Source organism: Lacrimispora brassicae (genome assembly GCF_054772055.1).
Genome location: NZ_BRYH01000034.1, coordinates 16,711 through 37,391 on the forward strand (window position 1 = coordinate 16,711; position 20,681 = coordinate 37,391).

At 46.6% G+C, this 20,681-nt stretch carries 14 protein-coding genes and 1 pseudogene; 11 read left to right on the forward strand and 4 right to left on the reverse strand.

The annotated features are described in order from the left end of the window. Positions 1-6: 6 nt before the first annotated feature. The 3 genes from ACYVD3_RS16455 to ACYVD3_RS16465 all read right to left on the reverse strand — a co-directional run bounded on the left by ACYVD3_RS16455 (position 7) and on the right by ACYVD3_RS16465 (position 4,076). Complete coding sequence (locus ACYVD3_RS16455; protein ID WP_460643571.1) at positions 7-1,443, reverse strand: carbon starvation CstA family protein; 1,437 nt, start codon at positions 1,441-1,443, stop codon at positions 7-9. A gap of 144 nt (positions 1,444-1,587) precedes the next feature. Continuing rightward, a complete protein-coding gene (locus tag ACYVD3_RS16460; protein WP_460643572.1) occupies positions 1,588-2,331 on the reverse strand; it encodes a LytR/AlgR family response regulator transcription factor in 744 nt (247 codons plus the stop codon). Further along, positions 2,328-4,076: a LytS/YhcK type 5TM receptor domain-containing protein gene (locus ACYVD3_RS16465; protein ID WP_460643573.1), complete on the reverse strand. Its 1,749-nt coding sequence runs from the start codon at positions 4,074-4,076 to the stop codon at positions 2,328-2,330. Before ACYVD3_RS16465 ends, ACYVD3_RS16460 begins: the two co-directional genes overlap by 4 nt. Before the next feature lie 223 nt (positions 4,077-4,299). On the opposite strand from ACYVD3_RS16465, the gene ACYVD3_RS16470 reads away from it, so the two are divergent. The 3 genes and pseudogenes from ACYVD3_RS16470 (at position 4,300) to ACYVD3_RS16480 (ending at position 7,375) form a co-directional block, all read left to right on the forward strand. After that, positions 4,300-4,614, forward strand: a complete 315-nt coding sequence (locus tag ACYVD3_RS16470; protein ID WP_460643574.1) for a FeoA family protein — start codon at positions 4,300-4,302, stop codon at positions 4,612-4,614. Continuing rightward, a pseudogene (locus ACYVD3_RS16475) lies at positions 4,605-5,915 on the forward strand (FeoB small GTPase domain-containing protein); the annotation flags it as partial. The gene ACYVD3_RS16470 and the pseudogene ACYVD3_RS16475, both read left to right, overlap by 10 nt. A gap of 164 nt (positions 5,916-6,079) precedes the next feature. Then, positions 6,080-7,375 carry a redoxin family protein gene (locus tag ACYVD3_RS16480; RefSeq protein ID WP_460643575.1) on the forward strand — a complete coding sequence of 432 codons (1,296 nt, stop codon included), beginning with the start codon at positions 6,080-6,082 and terminating at the stop codon, positions 7,373-7,375. A gap of 110 nt (positions 7,376-7,485) precedes the next feature. Here the strand turns inward: ACYVD3_RS16480 and ACYVD3_RS16485 are convergent, their stop codons facing one another. After that, on the reverse strand, positions 7,486-8,178 hold the full coding sequence (locus tag ACYVD3_RS16485; RefSeq protein ID WP_460643576.1) for a FadR/GntR family transcriptional regulator: 693 nt from the start codon (positions 8,176-8,178) through the stop codon (positions 7,486-7,488). 286 nt (positions 8,179-8,464) lie between these two features. On the opposite strand from ACYVD3_RS16485, the gene ilvD reads away from it, so the two are divergent. The 8 genes from ilvD to ACYVD3_RS16525 all read left to right on the forward strand — a co-directional run bounded on the left by ilvD (position 8,465) and on the right by ACYVD3_RS16525 (position 20,131). Beyond that, a complete protein-coding gene (gene ilvD / locus ACYVD3_RS16490) occupies positions 8,465-10,180 on the forward strand; it encodes a dihydroxy-acid dehydratase (RefSeq protein ID WP_460643577.1) in 1,716 nt (571 codons plus the stop codon). 149 nt (positions 10,181-10,329) lie between these two features. Beyond that, positions 10,330-10,473, forward strand: a complete 144-nt coding sequence (locus tag ACYVD3_RS16495; protein WP_460643578.1) for a hypothetical protein — start codon at positions 10,330-10,332, stop codon at positions 10,471-10,473. 479 nt (positions 10,474-10,952) lie between these two features. Next, a complete protein-coding gene (locus tag ACYVD3_RS16500) occupies positions 10,953-12,083 on the forward strand; it encodes an extracellular solute-binding protein (RefSeq protein WP_460643579.1) in 1,131 nt (376 codons plus the stop codon). A gap of 210 nt (positions 12,084-12,293) precedes the next feature. Beyond that, the gene (locus ACYVD3_RS16505) at positions 12,294-13,301 is read left to right on the forward strand and encodes an ABC transporter ATP-binding protein (RefSeq protein WP_460643580.1); all 1,008 of its coding nucleotides are present in this window, start codon (positions 12,294-12,296) and stop codon (positions 13,299-13,301) included. 28 nt (positions 13,302-13,329) lie between these two features. Next, the gene (locus ACYVD3_RS16510; protein WP_460643581.1) at positions 13,330-15,060 is read left to right on the forward strand and encodes an ABC transporter permease; all 1,731 of its coding nucleotides are present in this window, start codon (positions 13,330-13,332) and stop codon (positions 15,058-15,060) included. A gap of 26 nt (positions 15,061-15,086) precedes the next feature. Then, the gene (locus tag ACYVD3_RS16515; RefSeq protein ID WP_460643582.1) at positions 15,087-16,226 is read left to right on the forward strand and encodes an ROK family transcriptional regulator; all 1,140 of its coding nucleotides are present in this window, start codon (positions 15,087-15,089) and stop codon (positions 16,224-16,226) included. 7 nt (positions 16,227-16,233) lie between these two features. Beyond that, the gene (locus tag ACYVD3_RS16520) at positions 16,234-18,669 is read left to right on the forward strand and encodes a phosphodiester glycosidase family protein (RefSeq protein ID WP_460643583.1); all 2,436 of its coding nucleotides are present in this window, start codon (positions 16,234-16,236) and stop codon (positions 18,667-18,669) included. Positions 18,670-18,715: 46 nt separating this feature from the next. Further along, complete coding sequence (locus ACYVD3_RS16525) at positions 18,716-20,131, forward strand: phosphoglucomutase/phosphomannomutase family protein (protein ID WP_460643584.1); 1,416 nt, start codon at positions 18,716-18,718, stop codon at positions 20,129-20,131. Positions 20,132-20,681: the final 550 nt, after the last annotated feature.

Genomic DNA, 20,681 nt, shown 5'->3' on the forward strand with positions numbered 1-20,681 from the left:
TAAAGATTAAACAGCCGGTTCTTCTTCTGCAGCGGCGTTGGCATTCTTGCCTTTGCCAAGAACACAGGTATAGACGAAAGCTCCGAAGCAGACTGCTGCAAACAGGATTCCAACCGGATAAGCAATGCCGGTGGAAAGCTGGAACCCTTCTTTTGCAATCAGGATGTAGGTACAGGAAACGGCTGACATAAAAGTTGCCGGAAGCGCTGTGATCCAGTAAAAGCGTTTCCTGCGGTATAAGTACACGCTTGCAGACCACAGTGCGATCATGGCTAAGGTCTGGTTGCTCCAGGAGAAATATCTCCATACGATCTGTACGTCAAACTGAGTCAGTATGGAGCCGATTGCCAGAAGGGGAACCGTAAGGAGCAGCCGGTTTTTTACTGGCTTCTGGTCCATTTGGAACCAGTCGGCCAATGTTAGCCTGGCGCTTCTGTAAGCTGTATCTGCAGATGATATGGGACAGGCAATTACACCGATCATAGCGATGACAGCCCCCACCGGTCCTAAAAGTTCAAAGCAGATTTCATAAACAACGCTGGATTGTCCATTGCCCAGAGCGGTCAAAAGACCGCCGGTGCCGTCGTAGAATGCAACACCTGCAGCAGCCCAGATCAGGGCAATTACGCCTTCAGCCACCATTGCCCCGTAAAAAACCTTACGGCCGTCCCGTTCATTGGTCAGGCAGCGGGCCATAAGCGGAGACTGGGTTGCGTGGAAGCCGGAAATCGCGCCGCATGCAACGGATATGAACATGGTAGGCCATATAGGAGTATTTGACGGATGGAGGTTTGATAAGGTGATCTCAGGAATATAGTAGCCTTTCAAGAGAATGGCACCTCCTACTCCCAGCGCCATAACAATCAGACAGACCCCGAAAAACGGGTAAATCTTACCAATGACCTTGTCAATTGGGACAAAAGTGGCTATGAAATAGTATATCAATACCACTGCAAGCCAGAACCGGGCATCAAGCACTTCCGGAGTCAGCATGGCAAGGAGATTTGCAGGGCCGGTAGAGAAGCTGACCCCCACCAGAACCAGCAGGATCACGGAAAACACACGCATGACCTGTTTCATGGTATTGCCTAAATAGGTGCCTGTAAGTTCGGAAACACTGGCACCTTTATGGCGCATGGACATCATGCCCACCATATAATCGTGGACGCCTCCGCCTAAAAGAGTACCTAAGGTGATCCAGAGAAATACGCTGGGTCCCCAGCAGGCCCCGGCCAGAGCCCCGAAAATTGGCCCCAGACCTGCAATGTTTAAAAGCTGGATCAGAAAAATCCTGGGCGTTCCCATGGGTACATAGTCACTCCCGTCTGTCATGGTCAGAGCGGGGGGCTTTCTGTCATCCGGGCCAAATACCTTTTCGGCAACCTTGCTGTAGGTTAAGAAACCGATGATCAGCAGTGCCAGACACACAAAGAAACTTATCATATTCATACCTCCTGTAAAATATTATGAAAACCATTCTTACTTAAAATTGTACTATAATATGTACAAAAATAAATAATATTTGCATGAACGTAAGTGCTAAATGCACAAACGGCAGAATGATAGTCATAAACAGGATGAATGGGATTAAATTCCGATGAGCTGCCTTAGATGTTTGACTTTTTCCCTTCCAACAGGAAGGATATTTTGTTCAAATCCCTGCATCTTGATGGCCATGCTGTTGCTGGCCCAGGGAAACATTTCTGTGATATAGTTTAAATTGACCAGAAAGCTTTTATGGATGCGGCAGAAGCCGTAAGGAGCCAGGCGCTTTTCGTATTCTCCCAGAAGCTGGTTTTCCGTATAATCCTTTGAGACGGTATGTATGATGCAGCTCCTTAAGCAGGTTTCTATGTATACGACCTGACTGATGTCCAGCAGGATGATGGTCCGGTTCACACAGATGGGCATCCGGTTGGAGGAAAAAGGCGGAAGCGTGTTGTCTGCCTGAGGGCTTTCAGCCTGCAGCCGTTGTAAATCCCTGCAGCATTTTTCAAGGACCCGGCGCACTCTTTCCGGTTCAAAGGGCTTTAGAATATAGTTATCAACACCCAGTTCAAATGCCTTTACCGCATATTGGGAATAAGCTGTTGCAAAAACGATCTGGGCTTCCGGCAGCATTCGCTTTACCGCCGAAGCCAGGGTAGTTCCTTCCATATCGTTTAAATTAATGTCCAGGAACAGAATATCAAAAGAATGATCTTCAAGAAGCTCCAGAGCAGCAGCACCGCTGTCGGCTTCCTCAATCTGGCTTTCCGGGAAAACAGACAAAATCTGATGAATCAGTTCACTTCGGGCAGGGCGTTCGTCATCAATCACTGCAATTTTCATAATAATCTCTCCGTAAAATTGTTTTTTAAGTGAGCAGTTGCGGCAAGCTCTTCTTCAAACCTGGATTCGGAAACAGCCAAAGGGATCAGGAAAAAGACTTTGGAACCATTGGCAGAGCTTTGAATAAGAAGTCCGTGATCCTGCCCATAGATGCTCTTTAACCGTTTATGTACGTTCTCCAGACCCACACCGCCATAGCGCTCTCCTGCATACAGCCGCTCAAGAACTTCCTCTGAAAATCCCGTTCCATTGTCAGAAACAGCTATTTCGATTTTATCGTCTGTGGTATTGGCATAAATGGAAACCAGGCGGTTTCCTGTCCGGTCAGCGCCGTACCGTACGGCATTTTCCACCAGAGGCTGGAGAATAAAGGCAGGGACCATGCAGTTTAAGTCTTCCTCTACGTGGATTTCTACTTGAAGCTTTTCTTCAAACCTTGCCTTTTCAAGATCCAGATAGCTGGAGATATGGTAAAGCTCTGTATGAAGGTTCAGCATATACTGGTCATTTTCCAGCGTCTGCCTGTAGTAGGAAGAAAGGGAGCGGAGGAGTTCTCTGGCTCTGTCCGGATTCTCCCTGCTGACGCAGGAGATGGTATTGAGGGCATTGTATAGAAAATGAGGGTTCACTTGAGACTGCAAGGCTTTAAACTCTGCCTTGTGCCGCAGTTTTTTCTGGTATTCCAGATAGGAAAGCTCCAGTTGGGTGGAGAAAAGCCGGGCCAGTTCGGAAGCAAAATTTAAGTTTGACCGGGAATTGTGCCATTGTTTTTTCACCACCATGGTCAGGCTGCCGATGGGGTGATCCATCTCAATCATAGGGGCGGCTACGATCATGTGGTTTTTTAAAATGGGATAAAAAGGATCATCCTTTTTTGCATAATCAAAAATGGTGGGTTTCTGATCGTGAAGAGATGCCAGAATAGGAGCAAGGAGGGAATCTCCTTTTAAGGCGCACAGACCTGGATCGGATTTCATGGCCAGGATCTTCCGGGTATCTGTGATCAGTACGGCGGCACAGGACGTGGAACGATAAATGATTTCCGCAGCAGCCTCCATATCTGGAGTGCTGTATAAGCCCTTACGCAGATGGGGCAGGCTCTGCTCCACGATTCCAAGGGCAAGGCGCATTTTCTCGGCGAACTGGCTGTCCTCTTCCATGAATACCATGTTAAAGGTGCCTAAAAAGATGATCATGCCCAGTGCATTCATGATGATCATAGGAAATGCGATCACCTCCACCAGTTGTAAGGCTGCCTGAAACGGTCTGGAAATCAGAAGTATGATTCCCATCTGTCCGGTTTCCACAAGTGCGGTGATCACAAAGATGCCGGTGCTGTTTATCTTTCCCATTTTAAAACGGCGGGAAAATACAGATCCAACAAAGCCTTCCATAAGGGTGGACAAGGCACAGGAAAGGGCGGTAAAGCCGCCGATATCAAAAAGATAACGGTGAAGTCCTCCCATCAGGGCGGCCCCCATGCCGACCCAGGGGCCGCCTAAGAAGCCGGCTGCCAGCACTCCGATCACACGGGTGTTGACGATGGCACCCTGTTCACGTACACCCGTATAGGTGGAAATAATGCTGACCAGACCGAATATGACTGACAGAGCCGCCATGCATCCAGGGGAATTTTTATCGTACAGAAGCATGCTGCGCACGACCGGTATTTTTGTCAGCAAAGTGGCGATAAGCACCAGGAGACCGATATTTAACAGAAGACTAAAGAACATGGTATCAGGCATGGGACCCCTCCTTTTTGAAACATAAGATATTAATAAAATTATATCAGATAATGAACAAAAATGTAGCATTACTTTTACATTCCGGAGAGGTATGGCTCATATCTCTCTCCATACTGATAAGTGTGAAGGATAATAGCAGTAAAAATAAGATGGAACCGGATTTTTATTATCTGCATATGTTAGGATATGGAAACATTTTATTGATAACATGGAGGCAGGAATAATGTCAGATAATATTCGTTTAGCAGATTTAAAAAGGGGCCAGAAAGCGGTAATTGCAAAGCTGGCTGCCTATGATGATATGAGAAGGCGCTTGCAGGATATCGGTCTTATTGAAGGAACTACCGTGGAATGTCTGGGAAAAAGCCCCTTGGGAGATCCTACGGCATTTTTAATACGGGGTGCGGTGATTGCCCTTAGAAGTGAGGATTCAGGCCGTGTTCTGGTGCTGTCAAAAGGAGAGGGGAAAGAGAAACATCATTGCAGTGAGGAAATGGTGGCTGCCACCGTTTCGTTGGAGGATCAGGTATGGGATTAAGCAGGGAGTCAATGGGAATAAAGTCTGTGGACTGCGGCCTGGAAATTAAAAAGCGGAAGGAAGAGGATAAAGTCATTGCGCTGGCCGGAAATCCCAATGTGGGTAAGAGTACGGTGTTTAACCAGCTTACGGGAATGAATCAGCATACTGGAAATTGGCCGGGAAAGACCGTAGCCAATGCTCAGGGCTGGTGCTCGGACGGCCGGCAGGGATACGTCATGGTGGATATTCCCGGCTGCTATTCCCTGATGGCTCATTCCGCAGAAGAAGAGGTGGCCAGAGATTTTATCTGCTTTGAAAACCCGGATGCAGTGGTGGTTGTCTGTGATGCCACGTGTCTGGAGAGAAATTTAAATCTGGTGCTGCAGATCCTGGAAGCCGCTTCTAACGTGGTGGTCTGCGTAAACCTTATGGATGAGGCCAAAAAGAAAAAGATTTCCTTATGTCTTGATTTGTTGGAACAGCGCCTTGGCGTTCCGGTGGTGGGAACGGCGGCCAGGAGCAACAAGGGGCTGGATCAGATTTACGGAGGTTTAAAGCGCTGCCTGGAACAAAAGGAAGAGGAAAAGGAAGAGGACAGACCGGTTCTCATTCAGTACCCCCAATATATTGAAGAAGCCATTGCCAGGCTTTTGCCGTCAGTGGAACATGGGGCAGAAGGAAAGACAGAGGCACGCTGGCTGTGTGCCAGACTGCTGGATGCCAACGGGAATCTGCTGGATGCCGTAAGGAAATACCGAACTGCTGTGGCTGAATCCGAAGAAGTGACCGCCTGCCTTGCTGAAATCTGGGAGGAATGGAAGGCCGCCGGTATCAGTCAGGAACAGGTAAGCGATGATATGGCTACTGTCTTCGTGAAAAAAGCGGAATATTTATGCGAAGGTGTTTTGGAATATGAAAACCAGACCTACGACCGGAAGGACCGGAAGCTGGATCTGCTTTTTACCAGTAAGGCCACGGGCTTTCCCATTATGTTCCTGATTTTGCTTGGGATCTTCTGGATCACCATAACAGGAGCCAATTATCCTTCAGAGATGCTGAGCACCGCGCTGTTTAAAGTAGAAGCGTGGCTGGGCGGGCTGGCCGATGCCGCCGGTGTACCAATCCTCCTGTCAGATTTGCTGATTCATGGTGTTTACCGGGTCCTGGCCTGGGTGGTATCGGTTATGCTGCCTCCCATGGCAATCTTTTTCCCGCTGTTTACTCTCTTAGAGGATTTTGGATATCTTCCCAGAGTGGCATTTAATTTGGACCGCTGCTTTAAACGGTGTTCTGCCTGCGGAAAGCAGGCGCTGACCATGTGACAGAAGAAATCTATGCTTTTTTATTTTATAATAGACTTGACACTTTTTCAATGAAATGGTATAGTTACACCTATAAACTGTAACTAAAAATAGTACAGAATAACTGCAGAATAATATAAAAGCCGGTAAATATGGCATAAGCTTAAAAGGAGGTACAGTATTTGGGATTTTCTATTGATGTGAGCATTCCTGTTTTGACCGTGTTTCTTCAAGGGGTAATCAGTTTCTTTTCCCCCTGTGTGCTTCCCCTTATCCCTCTTTATATCGGGTATCTGTCGGGAGGAACGGGAGTCCGGGGAGAAGACGGGCGGATCTATTATAAACGCAGCAAAGTCATGCTTCACACACTTTGCTTTGTCATTGGAGTCAGCTTTGCGTTCTTCCTGCTGGGGCTGGGATTTTCTGCTCTTGGCAGCTTTTTTAAATCAAACCAGCTTCTATTTGCAAGAGTGGGGGGAATCCTGGTGGTTATGTTCGGTTTATACCAGTTGGGAGTCTTTGGCACTTCTTCGGTCCTGGGAAAGGAACGGAGACTGCCTTTTTCCCTTGGCAACCTGGCCATGTCTCCCTTGACTGCCCTCATAATGGGATTCACCTTCAGCTTTGCCTGGACCCCATGTGTGGGACCGGCACTTGCCAGCGTGCTTCTCATGGCAGCCTCGGCAACCACGAAGACCATGGGCTTTGTCCTGATCGGAGTGTATACCCTGGGGTTTGTCCTTCCATTCCTGGCCGTGGGATTCTTTACCACCTCAGTCCTTGAATTTTTTAAGGCTCATGGAAATATGGCAAAGAATGCAGTAAAAGCCGGCGGCATACTTATGGTATTTATGGGGATTTTAATGTTTACCGGAAAAATGAATGCGGTGACAGGATATCTTTCCTCCATTCCGTCTCCTGCGGTCACAGAATCAAGAGAAGTGCCGGAGACAGAAGAGACTACAAAAGCATTGGAAGAAGAGGCCACATCTGAGCCGGAAAAAACAGAAGAATCAGACGGGGAAAATCAGCCTCTTCCAGCAGTGGATTTCACTTTAACGGATCAGTTTGGCAACACCCATTCCTTATCTGATTATAAGGGAAAGACCATATTTTTAAATTTCTGGGCAACCTGGTGCCCTCCATGCAGGGCAGAGATGCCGGATATTCAGAAAATATATGAAGCCGCCAATACAGAAGGGGACGATGCTCTGATCGTTCTGGGAGTGGCGGCACCTAATTATGGAAGAGAAAAGGATGAGGAAGGAATTAAACAGTTTCTGAAAGAAAACGGATATACGTATCCGGTGTTGATGGATCAGACTGGGGAGTTGTTTACGGCTTACGGAATATACTCTTATCCGACCACGTTTATGATTGACCGGGATGGAAATGTATTTGGTTATGCAAGCGGTCAGCTTTCCGAAGACACCATGAGCAGTATCATAGAGCAGACCATGAAGGGCGAGAAGAAATGACCTGGTGGTTTTCGTCGATAAAACAGGAAGATTAAAAAATGATATCGTATTTAAGGGCAATCCAAAGCTGCGGAAAGATCTTTGGATTGCCCTTTTTATAGTCTGAATTTCTAGGTAAGATCTTTTTCCAGGACCTTGCGCAGGCGGTCCCGGTTGTAAATGAGATGAAGGGTCATGGCATCCTGTGCGGCGATGGCGTCATTTTTTTGTATGGCATCTACAATCGCCATATGTGTCCTTATGGTTTCCTCTTTTAATGCGGAATGGGTGATGTCAATAAACATATCAATGGCATGCATGATAAGGGGTTCAAGCTGGGGTACGATAACATTTTCGCTGATCTCTGCGATCTTGGCATGGAAGAGGGCGTCGGCCTCTGAGTGGGATTTCCCTGTTTCCCAGCATTCCGCTACCCGGTTTGCCAGGAGGAGAAGCTCCCCGGCTTGTGCGGGAGTGGCCTTTGAAGCGGCCAGGGCGGCTACCCGGGGTTCGATCATCATGCGGAACTCTAAAAGGTCTGCCACCAGTTTTTCCTTATTTTCTATAAAGGTGAAGCCCAAAGGATCATCAGACACTCCTGTATTGCGGCAGACGTAAATTCCCGACCCTTGCTGGACCATCAGGATATTGCGTGAAACAAGAGCACGTATGGCTTCCCGCAGGGTGCTTCTTCCCACTCCCATAAGGGAGGAAAGCGTGGTTTCGTTAGGAAGCTGTGCCCCTTCTTTTAATTTGTTATCAATAATGTATTTAATGATTTTTTCCGTTGTTCTGTCGGCAAGAGATTTATGAGTTGAGGCCATAGTAAATTCCTTTCATTTGCTCAATCGTCTTATTTGATTATAAACGTAATTTATGATTCCTTCAAGTATGAATAATTCCGATGAATAATAAGTGGATAATGTATTCAGCAGATGACTTTGACATGGCAATAAGGCATAAAATGACAAAATACGTAAAAATACGGGTAATATCCAGGAAAACTATAATAAAAACAAAGAATGACCATAAAGAATGATTGACAATCATATGATGAATTATTATAATTTAGAATATAAAGGATATGATGAATATGAAAGGAGCGATGTTATGATTAGTCAGGAGATTCGAAAGCTGGCTCCGGAAATGGACCCGCTGCGGATGGGCATGGGCTGGAAGGCAGAAGACCTTTCAAAAATGCAGATCATGGTGGAAAGCACCTTTGGCGACAGCCATCCCGGAAGCGCTCACCTGCTGGAACTGGTGAACAGGACAGCAGATGGGGTGAAGGAGAAGGGAGGAAAAGCGGCGAGGTATTTTACAACAGATATTTGCGACGGAATGGCCCAGGGGCATGACGGCATCAACTATTCCCTGGTTTCCCGGGATACCATCTGTAATATGATTGAAATTCACGCAGGGGCAACTCCCTTTGACGGAGGGGTATTTATTTCAAGCTGTGATAAGGGAGTGCCTGCCCATCTCATGGCAATCGGCAGGGTGAACATGCCTTCCATTCTGGTCACCGGCGGTGTCATGGATGCCGGTCCGGATCTGCTTACCCTTGAGCAGATTGGAAAGTACAGCGCTATGTGCCGGAGAGGGGAACTGGAGCCTGAAAAACTGGAATATTATAAGCAGCATGCCTGTCCATCCTGCGGAGCCTGTTCCTTTATGGGAACGGCGTCCACCATGCAGGTCATGGGAGAAGCCCTTGGCCTTATGCTTCCGGGATCAGCTCTTATGCCGGCAACCTGCCCGGATTTAAAGGCTGTAGCTGAAACTGCGGGCCATCAGATCATGGAGCTTGCGGCAAAGGGTATAAGGCCACGAGATATGGTCACCATGGAATCCTTTGAGAATGCCATCATGGTGCATGCGGCCATATCCGGCTCCACCAATTCCCTGATACATCTTCCGGCCATTGCCCATGAATTCGGTTTGGAAATAGATTCTGAAATTTTTGACAGGCTGCACAGGGGGGCCCATTACCTCCTTGACATCCGGCCTGCCGGAAAGTGGCCGGCCCAGTACTTCTACTATGCAGGCGGAGTACCAAGGATCATGGAAGAGATCAAGTCAGTGCTTCATTTGGATGCAATGACAGTGACCGGTAAGACTCTGGGTGAAAATCTGGAAATCTTAAAGCAAAATGGCTTTTATGATAAATGCGATGAATATTGCGCAAAGGTGGGAGTGAAAAAGGAAGAAATCATCCGGCCCTTTGAGGAGGCCATCGGAAGAGACGGTGCCATTGCCATATTAAAAGGAAATCTTGCGCCGGAAGGTGCGGTCATCAAGCATACCGCATGTCCTAAGGAGATGTTTCAGGCAGTGTTAAGTGCACGTCCCTTTGACAGCGAGGAAGAGGCCATCGATGCGGTCCTGAACCACCGGGTGAAGCCGGGAGATGCTGTATTCATCCGCTACGAAGGCCCAAAGGGAAGCGGAATGCCGGAAATGTTCTACACCTCTGAGGCCATCTCATCGGATAAGGAGCTTGGATGCACCATTGCCCTGATCACTGACGGGCGTTTTTCCGGGGCTTCCACCGGTCCATCCATCGGGCATGTTTCACCGGAAGCGGCAGAAGGCGGACCCATTGCCCTGGTAGAGGAAGGGGATATGATCCAAATCGATATTCCCGGCCGGCTCCTTGCAATCGTGGGCGTAAAAGGCCAGCGGAAGACAGAAGGTGAGATGGAAGAGATCCTTAAGGAACGGCGGGAAAGATGGCAGCCAAGGCCGTCAAAATACCAGTCAGGAGTATTGAAAATATTCAGCGAACGAGCAGTATCCCCTATGAAGGGCGGATATATGGACTGATGAAATGTATAGGAAAAAGGGTATGGCAGAGCGGCTGCCATGCCTTTTTTTCATTCCTGAGTCTTTCCTTAGGGGGTAAACAGTGCCTGCATGTGATGGGGTATATGGTACAAACCCATTTGAATAAGATTTCTCAGGAGGTGCATGAAATGGATTCATCAGATCAGGTAGCCTATGAGGAAAAAAACATGACCGTAAAGGTGGAGCGGGTTTTTATTGGTGAAAAAACAGCAAAGGAACTGGTTTTGGAATTGTTGAAAAAACGTAGGGAGGCCGGGGAGTTTCGGCCATGACCGGAGCCAGGCATGATCGCTCCGGCACCAGGCTCAGGATGCTTTGCCCTTATGCCCGGGATAGCGGCTTTGAAAATTACTGAAGTATGTGTGTGATGGCGATAAAGCAGGATTTAATCAACCCTTTATGGTGAAGGGGACCGGTTAAGTCCTGTTTTTTATACCCAATTTGAGCAAATTTCTGGTTTGGTGAACAGAAATCACAAGCAAGGCATACTTTTGTGGATAAAAGTGGGTTTGAAATTGAAAATATCAAAATATTGCCCATAAATTTTTATAACATCCCTATTGATTTGTGCAACCTGTTGTGATATGATCAAGTAACTGGATTAAATAAAATAAATATAACTAATTATCTTGATAATAACAGATTTTATTTAATCAAGTATAGAGAATAAATAAAATTAATATGCAAAATCATATTATAATAAAGTTTAAAAAAACAAAACAGAAGGTATTTTCAAAAAAGGAGGAAGCACATGAAGATCACAAAATTATTATCAATGGGAATGGCGGCAGCTATGACAATTACCATGGCAGGATGCTCCGGCGGGGCTGGAAAATCCGCAGCAGTTCAACCCGAATCTACAAAAGGACAGGAAACAGCCGGTGCAGCGGACCAGGGGGAGACAACTGCCCAGGCAGGGGGAGCGGCGGATCGTAGCCAGGAGCTGGTTGTGTATTCCAATTCCACTTCAAATGGGCAGGATGAATGGCTTTTAAAGGCCGCCAAAGAGGAAGGCTTCAAGATTCAGATCGTATCGATTGACGGAAGCGCCTTAGCGGACAGGCTCATTGCGGAAAAGAATAATTCTGTGTGTGACGTGGTATTCGGTTTAAACGCAGTAGAATATGAACGCTTGAAAAAGGAAGAACTTCTTGTAAAATATGAACCGGATTGGATGCAGGATGTGGACATGTCCTTAGGCGATGCTGATGGCTACTATTATCCCACTGTAGTTCAGCCCCTTCTTCTGGTTTACAACAAGGACATCATAACCGATCCGCCAAAGGATTGGCCAGATTTATGCGATCCCAAGTACAAGGGACAGTATAACTTATTTCGGTTACAGGGCGGTACAGCCAAGATGATCTTAGCCAGTATCATCGCCCGCTATCCGGACCCGGACGGGGAATACGGCGTATCAGAGGAGGGCTGGGAGGTTGTAAAGAACCTTTATGAAAACGGCTATTACCAGCAGGATGGCGACGACTATATCAGCAATGTGATTGACGGCACAGTGCCCATGTCCGAGCTTTGGGGAGCGGGCGTGATCCGTTACCAGAAGGAACGGGATGTGGAATTCGGGCTCATGCTTCCTGAAATCGGAGAGCCATTTGTAGTGGAACAGGTGGGAATCATAAGCGGAACCAAGAAGGAAGCCCTTGCAAAGGATTTCATTAACTGGTTTGGAAGCGCAGAGATCCAGAAGGGCTGGAGCGACAGCGTGGGAGCTATTCCAGCCAATGAAAAGGCCCTGGATATGATTGACGACCAGGGGATTAAGGACTTAATGAGCAAGGTGAAGATTCAGGAGGTAGACTGGGCACTGGTTTCTGAGCATGTAAATGACTGGGTGGAAAAGGTTCAGTTAGAGTATCTGGAATAAAGGCAGAGGAGGCGAAGAGAGCGGTCAGTAAAAAGAATCTGGCACGCTCTCCTTTCTCTCCAAAAGGCTGAGGAAAACGGACATGCCTGCATACATATTTGTCGGCCGCCCCGGAGACGGCGATCCGGCAGCCGGGCAAAACAGCCGGCTTAACATAAATCTCTTTATAAGTGCAGCGGCGCGTTTAAGGAACGGATAAAGGAGACGCATATGATAGATTTTAAAAATGTGGAGATCAGTTATGGGAACTTTACAGCGGTAAAGGATTTAAACCTGACCATAAAGGAAGGGGAGTTTTTTACCTTCTTAGGACCCTCCGGATGTGGAAAAACCACTACCTTAAGGGCACTTGCGGGGTTTAACATCCCTTCCGGAGGCCAGATCTTCATTGACAACAAGGAGGTTACAAAGGAACCGGTGGAGAAGAGGAAAGTTGGAATGGTATTCCAGAGCTATGCCCTGTTCCCCACCATGACGGTTTACGAAAATATTTCCTTTGGGCTCAATGTACAGAAGGTGGAAAAGGTCGAGATAAAAAGGCGGGTTCAGGCTGTGGCGGAGAAAATACATATCAGTGAGGAACAGTTAAAACGGAATGTATCGGAGCTTTCCGGAGGCCAGCAGCAGAGAATCGCTCTTGCCAGAGCCATTATCCAGGAACCCAAAATCCTCTGCTTAGACGAGCCCTTATCTAACTTGGATGCCAAATTGAGGGTGGGCTTAAGAGGAGAACTGAAACGCCTTCAAAGGGACTTGAACATCACCACCCTTTATGTAACCCATGACCAGGAGGAGGCTATGAATCTCTCTGACAGAATCGCGGTGTTTAATAATGGTTTTATTGAACAGGTGGGAACGCCTTATGATATTTACAATCATTCTGCCTCTGAATTTGTCTGCGATTTTATTGGAGACATCAACCGTCTGGAAAAAGATGCCGTCAGCCTGATCAAGTCCCAGACCGGCTGCGGCCTCAATCCGGAGATAACAGGCTTTGTCAGGATTGAGCGGCTTCTTTCCACCCCAAAAGATGGGTATGCCAGGCTGAAAGGAAGGGTCACAGAGTTGGAATACAATGGAATGATTGCAAAATATACGGTTTCAATTGGAAACCAGACTGTGAAATGCGTGGAGAAAAATGACGGCAGGGAATTTTTAAAACCTGGACAGGAAATGGAGTTGTTTGTTAATCCGGCTGATATTATGCAGTTTTCATAAAAAGTGACCTGGCAGATTGGAGGAAAAGATGAATATAAATCATAAAAAAATGAGGATAACTCCGGGAGCCATTGCCATAAGAGCCGCCTTGTTCTGGTTTATCCTTGCGTTTATCCTGTTTCCAAACATCAATATTATTATAAGCGTCCTCCACGAGGACGATCATTTCAGCACCGACGCCATTACCAAGCTTTTAAGCTCTAAAAGGGCAGTGAAAAGCATGATAAACAGCTTTGTGTTGGGAATCGGTCTGGTGGTTTCCGTCAACATGGTTGGGACCCTGGTGGTGCTTTTTACAGAATACTGGGACATAAAGGGAGCGAAAATTTTAAGGCTTTCCTATATGACTTCCTTAATTTACGGCGGCGTTGTGCTTGCAACCGGCTATAAGTTTGTATACGGCTCCAAGGGGGTCATTACAAAGGGTCTTGTAAGCCTGTTCCCGAATATGAACGCCAACTGGTTTACCGGGTTTGGAGCAGTGCTTTTTGTGATGACCTTTGCGTGTACCTCCAATCACATCATATTCCTGACCAATGCCATAAGAGCTCTGGATTTTCATGTCATAGAGGCTGCTAAAAATCTGGGTGCTTCCGATGGCAGGATATTACTCAAGGTGGTGCTCCCCTCATTAAAGCCAACTCTCTTTGCCTTGACTATTATGACGTTTTTAACTGGTATCTGCGCCTTATCTGCACCTTTAATGATCGGGGGAAGCAAGTTCCAGACCATTAATCCTATGATCGTAAGCTTTGCCCAGTCCCCGGGTTCCAGAGATTTAGCCGCGGTTTTGGCTATGCTTCTGGGGCTTATCACCATTGTACTGCTGGTCATCATGAATCGGATGGAGAAAAAGGGGAATTATATCTCGGTTTCAAAGACAAAGGCAAAGATGATAAAACAAAAGCTGCGCAATCCTTTGGCAAACATAGTGGTCCATGGTCTGGCATGGATTATGTTTGTGATCTACATGCTGCCCATCTGCTTTGTAATCCTGTTTTCCTTCTGTGATGCCCTGGCAATTAAAACCTCCACGTTTTCCTTTCATGCCCTCACCTTTAAGAATTATGTGGCCCTCTTTACCAAGCAGGATGCCTTTAAGCCTTACCTGGTCAGCATTATCTATTCCGTGGCTGCAGCCCTGATCGCCTGCATGATCAGTGTAATTGTGAGCCGGTTTGTACGGCAGGGAACCAGAAAATCAGATGGGATATTCGAATACGGACTTTTGATCCCCTGGATGCTGCCCACCACCTTTATGGCCCTGGGGTTGATGTTTACTTATGACAAGCCCAGGCTTTTGGCAGGGAATCAGGTGCTCATCGGAAGTGTCTGGATTATGCTCATCGCCTATATTGTGGTGAAGCTTCCCTTTTCCTTACGCATGATCCGGGCAGCCTTTTTCGGCGTGGAGGACAGCTTGGAGGAAGCGGCTAAGACCATGGGGGCTTCCACTTTCTATACCATGGTAAAGGTCATTCTGCCGGTTATCATGCCCACCGTGGTGTCTGTAATGGCAATGAATTTTAACAGCCTGCTTTCAGATTATGACTTATCTGTCTTTCTTTATTCGCCCAAATATCAGCCTTTAGGTGTTATAATAAAGGCAGCCAGCGACGAGGGCGTCAATGAAAATGCCCAAGCTATGGCCCTGGTTTATTCGGTGGTGCTTATGATTCTATGCAGTCTTGCCCTTTATTTAACTCAGGGAAACGGCGCGGCCAAAATAAAAAATAAGCTCAGTAGAACAGCGGGCTGATTGATAAAAAAGAGGAGGACAGACCTATGAAGCGAATGACTAGCCCTGACCGTATGAAATTTGTGAATGAAAAGAACATTTTAAGGTTAATTCACGAAAATCCCGGAATCTGCCGGAAGGAGATTGCAGAGAGGGTGAACGTATCATCCCAGACAGTGACCAATCTGGTGACAGGTCTTATAGAACGGAAGGTTTTACTGGAATACCATCCGGCTCTGGGCATCAAAGGCCGCAATCCAGTGGCTTTGAAAATCAATTATTCCGGCTTTTATATCCTGTCATGCGACATTAATATTGAAACAGTCTCCGTATACTTACATTCCCTGGACCAGTCCGTTCTGGCCCAGGTCCAAAGGCCTGTGAATCAGAAAATGGATGTGCTTCTGGCGCTTAAGGACATCTTGGGGGAGGTGCTTTTGGCAGGAGGGAAAAATCTTCCCATAAAAGCCTGTGTCATCAGCGTGACCGGTGTTATTAATGAGGACAGGGGCATTGTCATAGAGGCTGGAAAGCTTAACTGGTACAATTTGGAGTTGGTAAAGGAACTGGAATATTTAGGTTTTCCCGTACTTTTGAGAAATGACGTAAATATGATTTCCTGTTATGAAAAATCCAGGTATCAGGCTGATGAAAATTTTATGGTTGCAAAGTTGGATGTAGGAATCGGCTCCTCCTTTGTTCTGGGCGGACGTGTGTTGAGAAGCACAAACAACGCAGCAGGAGAGCTGGGCCATGTGACGGTCTTTTCTTCGGGAGAGGAGCGGCCCTGTGTCTGCGGGAAGTCCGACTGTCTCACCAAATTCATTTCCCAGGAGGCTCTGGAATTTGAGTACGGAAAGCCCTATGGGGAACTGGTGGAGGCCGTGAACCGGAAGGAACCGGAAGCCATCCGGCTGATTGAGCGCATGTGCGGCTATCTGGCCCCTATTCTGGCTAATGCCATCATCCTGCTGGACTTAGACACTATCGTGCTGTGCGGTTGCAGCGTGGACTGTTTTAAATCAGTGCTCTATCCCTGCCTGGATAAAAGTGTCAGAAAGCTTTTGAGCTATTGGGTTTCCTTTAAACGCCTGGAAATTCATTCCAATATTAAAATGACAGAGATAGGGACCCAATTTTTACTGGATTATTACTTTAACAATGAAGATGTTCTGCTTTTTGAATAGGAAGACAATGGATAATTATTTGAGTTTAACGGACAAAGACTGGCAATATGGGAGTTACTTCAGAAAGGACTTTCTGGGGGATACCCTGTATACCTGCTGTTTTTATAAAGAAATCAGCTTTATTCAGGATGGCTCCTCCATTCTCATCCAGGATGGCTTTGGGGAAGAAATGCTCCGGTCAGGAATGATTACACAGGCCGAAAAGGAAGCGTATGAGAACCGGGTCAGGGATTTTTTTGAGAAAATAGAATGTTATGATGAATGGAGCCTTGAACAGATTTATGAAAGGGTGCATCGGATCAGAAAGCATTCCATGGGAGCCGGGGCAATGGAATCGTTCCAGAAAACCCGGGCTCTCAAAAGAATGCGCCCGGGGACCCGGACAGGCATCGATCAGAGCTGGGAGAAGAATAAGCTTTTGGCAGAAAAAAAGGCCTTCCTGTTTATTCTGGGAGCGCCTGAATATTATGGATGCATGGAAAAGGACATGGAAACAGCTCTGGCACTGGGGAAACAGCTTTACGCGGTCACAGGCGGGACTCCAGGAGACAGCCTTATGACGAAACAGGCGTTAAAAGAGATTCTAAGGGATAAGTTTCCCGTGACGTTTCTGGAAACGGGACTGGGATGGAACCTGTCCCAAATTCCCAGTGAAAGGGAGCTTCAAGGATGCATTGACCAGGACCTTGCCTGTTTGTTTTTTTATGGAGAGGATGGATTTTTCCAGTGTAAGGACCTGAAGGTTCCGGCGCTGGTCCAGGCGGTTCCAGCCAGCTTCTGTGCCAGGGCCTTGGCTGGTGAATTTGAGGAGGGGAGGTTCTGCACCATTTATGTGCCCCCTCATTTTAATATTTATCCCTATGTCCGCTTAAGGGAGAGAAGCCGAATCACCTTCAAGCAGTTAGATTACCTATCCAGCGCCTATGGGCCGGAGATTTACCGGAAGAGCCTGAAGGAATTATACCAGTCTTATCCCCAGGTGTTTTTAAATATTTATGGGGAAAGCGGAGGGCGTCTTGAGGACAGCCCGGAGTTTCCTATTAAAGTAAATGGAGAGATAAGGGGAAAGGATTATTATGGTTCCTTCTGCTCCTTAAAGGAAGACTCCATTCGAAAGTTTTTTAACACCATATCCGGAATTTCTTATGTGTCCGCTTACATGGATGGAGAAACCATGGAGGAACGGGAAATTCAATGGGAGGGTAAGGGGAGCCCGGAAGGCATTCTGGTCCAGGGGGTGATTGTGGAAAAAGCCGCCCTTTCCAGGGTGATTCTGTCAGAACATGCTGCAAAGTCTCCCAGAACGGTTATGAGAGAGGCAAAGCAGAGAGGGGCCTTTCAGATTGTTTCTAACTTTCTGTTTTTTCTGACGCCCAAGCTGGCAGCGTTTTATAATCAGCTCAGGATTAAACGGCCAAGAGAACAGATTTGGTTTGACAGCCTTCATATTGATTATATGCTGGACCGAACTGGCGAAAGGACCATGGAAACCTTTCCCCTGTACCGGAAAGCCTGTATTGCCATGAGAAAAGACGGGACTTTTTCCTTTTTTCAATTCCGTTTAGGCGGCGGAACCATAACTATGGGAGGGGTGAGTCTTAGGTGGACGCGGGAAGGGGTGGACCCGGAGGAAGGCCAAAACCCGCAGTACGGTCCCAAAGAGAAGGAAACCATAAACACACAGAAGAAAGAGACTGTATGGGTATTCACCCCATTGCGTTCCGCAAAGCATGAGAAAGCAGATTCGGAAAATTATTATGAGCTGGTGGGGAAAGGCAGGTTTAATTTGGTCATCATCCATAAATACCTGGTCTGCGCCAGAAAAGGAGAGGTCATGCTTCCCGGCATCGGGGTGGTTTTGTCGGTTCCGGAGGAAATGGGAGATGAGCTTTTAAGACACTGGAAATTAAATGACCTGGGGGATGGATATTATGAGTGCGGGAATCTGCCCTTTTCCCTTTGTTTAGATCCACCGGATGGAATCAGTCAGGATGCCTGGGATCAGGTTTTGTGGGCTTATGGAGGGGGAATGTCCCTGATTAAGGCCGGGGAAGGTGTTTTTGAAACAGAAACTTCAGAATCCTTAAGGGCAGAGGGCTGGTTAAGCCCCTTGTCCATACAGACTCAGGAAAGCCCCATCCATCAGTTGGAAAAGCATCCCAGGACCGCAGTGGGCGTGACAGAAAGAGGCAGATTTTTTGTCATGGTATTTTCCGGCAGAAGCAGTCTGTCAGCAGGAGCTGATTACAGGGAAATGAGTCGCATTGCCAGGCATTTGATTCCTGACGTGGTGGAAATGATGAACGTGGATGGAGGGGGATCCTCTGTTCTGGGAGCTGTATTTGACGGAAATTTTATGGAATTGAGCTATCCGGCAACATCCTACAGCAGTTGTGCTGGGATGGTGCGCCAGATTAATACGATGTTAGTTTTAAGCCAATGAGAAGGAACGCTTATGTACTGCAAGATGCGCAGAGAATGGAGGGAAAATGATAAAATTTGGGACCGGGGGCTGGAGAGCCATTATAGGGGATGATTTTACAAAAGAGAATATACGTATCCTGGCAAAGGCTATGGCGGATAAGATGAAGGCCGAAGGGGTGGACAAAGAAGGGATTGTCATTGGATATGACAGGCGGTTTCTGTCAAAGGAAGCCGTGATTTGGACCTGTGAGGTGCTGGCTTCCCAGAATATACCATGCTGGTTTGTGAACCGCTCTGTTCCAACTCCGTTAATTATGTATTATGTGATGAAGCATGAGTTTCATTATGGCATGATGGTGACAGCCAGCCACAATCCTGCTCTTTATAACGGAATCAAGGTATTCACCTACGGAGGCAGGGATGCGGATGAGAGTCAGACAAGGGATATTGAACAATATATTGAAAGAGTGAAGTCCCCCAGTGTGGAAAGCCTCCGGTATGAGGAAGCAAAAGCCAATGGTCTGGTAAAGGAAATCTATCCCATGAACGAGTATATTGATGACATCATAAATAAGATTGATATGGAATCCATTAAAAAAAGTCATTTAAAGGTAGCCTTAGACCCCATGTATGGAGTAAGCAAAACGGCTTTAAGCACCATCCTGATTTCCGGGCGCTGTGATTTGGATGTAATCCATCAGGAACACGATACTTTGTTTGGAGGAAAGCTTCCGGCTCCCACGGCTGACACCTTAAAAGTTCTGCAAAACCATGTGATGGAATGGAATTATGATTTGGGTATCGCAACCGACGGGGATGCGGACCGTTTAGGCGTTATTGACGACAAAGGACATTTCCTTCACCCCAATGATATTCTTGTCCTTTTATACTATTATCTGGTAAAATATAAGGGCTGGCATGGTCCTGTGGTGAGAAATCTGTCTACCACCCATAGGCTGGACAAGGTGGCCGGTAAATTCGGTGAAACTTGTTATGAGGTGCCGGTTGGTTTTAAATACATTTCCGCTAAAATGACAGAGACAAAAGCCATTTTGGGAGGGGAATCCTCCGGCGGTTTGACTGTGGCTGGCCATATCAATGGAAAAGATGGGATTTACGCCGCCTCTCTTCTGGTGGAAATGGTGGCTGTAACCGGAAAGTCTTTATCCCTGCTTATAAAGGATGTGGAAGAGGAATGCGGAAAAATGCACATGGAGGAACGGTCCTATGAGTTTAGCCAGGAAGAAAAGGATCGTCTCACAGATGTGCTTTTTGAACAAAAGAAGCTTCCTGATTTATCAGGCTATGGCGTGGACCGGATTTCCTATTTAGATGGGTGTAAGGTATATTTTGATAATGAAGGCTGGGTCAGCGCCAGATTTTCCGGTACAGAGCCTCTGCTCAGGATTTTCTGTGAGATGCCGGATAAACAGCAGGCCAGGGATTTGTGCGGCTTGTTTGAGAAATATTTAGAGTTATAGAAACGAGATAAAAAGCCAAAGTCAGTATGAGAGCAAGTTCTTTTTTTAATGAAATTTCCGATCTCACCAGATTTTGTTCTGAGATTTCCCGATTGAAAAAATTATACGGCATCATAAAGCCATCTGTTTTAAAAATGTATCCGCCCGGATTATTGTCATTGATAAACCGGACGGGTTTTTTTGCGTGCGGCCAGATTTTGAAAGATGACTTAAATGATCTGTTTTTTTCTGAAAGGCATCATATTCCGGCAATGGAAAGTCCATAACCGGTGTAAGCCTGAAAAAATTTGATAACAAAAGGTGTAACAAAAATAATAATGGAAATATTTCAAGATGTAACCAGTTTGTAATTGTATTTTCATATTATATGTAAAGAACTATAAACAGAAGAGAAAAAGTCTGAAACAATAAATTACAACAGGTGAAAAGGTGAAATTGATCATGGTAGAAAGCCAGTGCTGTCACGTTTAAGCGGTTTCCCGGAAGGATTGTTAGTTTTGTATGATTCCTTAGGCGCGTGAAGGTAATTAGGAAGGAAAAGGAGGAAAAG

What these genes read in the sequence shown, in the direction of transcription:
- ACYVD3_RS16455 (WP_460643571.1), bottom strand. Translation starts at nt 1,443, where the DNA reads ATGATAAGTTTCTTTGTGTGTCTGGCACTGCTGATCATCGGTTTCTTA.
- ACYVD3_RS16460 (WP_460643572.1), bottom strand. Translation starts at nt 2,331, where the DNA reads ATGAAAATTGCAGTGATTGATGACGAACGCCCTGCCCGAAGTGAACTG.
- ACYVD3_RS16465 (WP_460643573.1), bottom strand. Translation starts at nt 4,076, where the DNA reads ATGCCTGATACCATGTTCTTTAGTCTTCTGTTAAATATCGGTCTCCTG.
- ACYVD3_RS16470 (WP_460643574.1), top strand. Translation starts at nt 4,300, where the DNA reads ATGTCAGATAATATTCGTTTAGCAGATTTAAAAAGGGGCCAGAAAGCG.
- ACYVD3_RS16485 (WP_460643576.1), bottom strand. Translation starts at nt 8,178, where the DNA reads ATGGCCTCAACTCATAAATCTCTTGCCGACAGAACAACGGAAAAAATC.
- ilvD (WP_460643577.1), top strand. Translation starts at nt 8,465, where the DNA reads ATGATTAGTCAGGAGATTCGAAAGCTGGCTCCGGAAATGGACCCGCTG.
- ACYVD3_RS16495 (WP_460643578.1), top strand. Translation starts at nt 10,330, where the DNA reads ATGGATTCATCAGATCAGGTAGCCTATGAGGAAAAAAACATGACCGTA.
- ACYVD3_RS16500 (WP_460643579.1), top strand. Translation starts at nt 10,953, where the DNA reads ATGAAGATCACAAAATTATTATCAATGGGAATGGCGGCAGCTATGACA.
- ACYVD3_RS16505 (WP_460643580.1), top strand. Translation starts at nt 12,294, where the DNA reads ATGATAGATTTTAAAAATGTGGAGATCAGTTATGGGAACTTTACAGCG.
- ACYVD3_RS16510 (WP_460643581.1), top strand. Translation starts at nt 13,330, where the DNA reads ATGAATATAAATCATAAAAAAATGAGGATAACTCCGGGAGCCATTGCC.
- ACYVD3_RS16515 (WP_460643582.1), top strand. Translation starts at nt 15,087, where the DNA reads ATGAAGCGAATGACTAGCCCTGACCGTATGAAATTTGTGAATGAAAAG.
- ACYVD3_RS16520 (WP_460643583.1), top strand. Translation starts at nt 16,234, where the DNA reads ATGGATAATTATTTGAGTTTAACGGACAAAGACTGGCAATATGGGAGT.
- ACYVD3_RS16525 (WP_460643584.1), top strand. Translation starts at nt 18,716, where the DNA reads ATGATAAAATTTGGGACCGGGGGCTGGAGAGCCATTATAGGGGATGAT.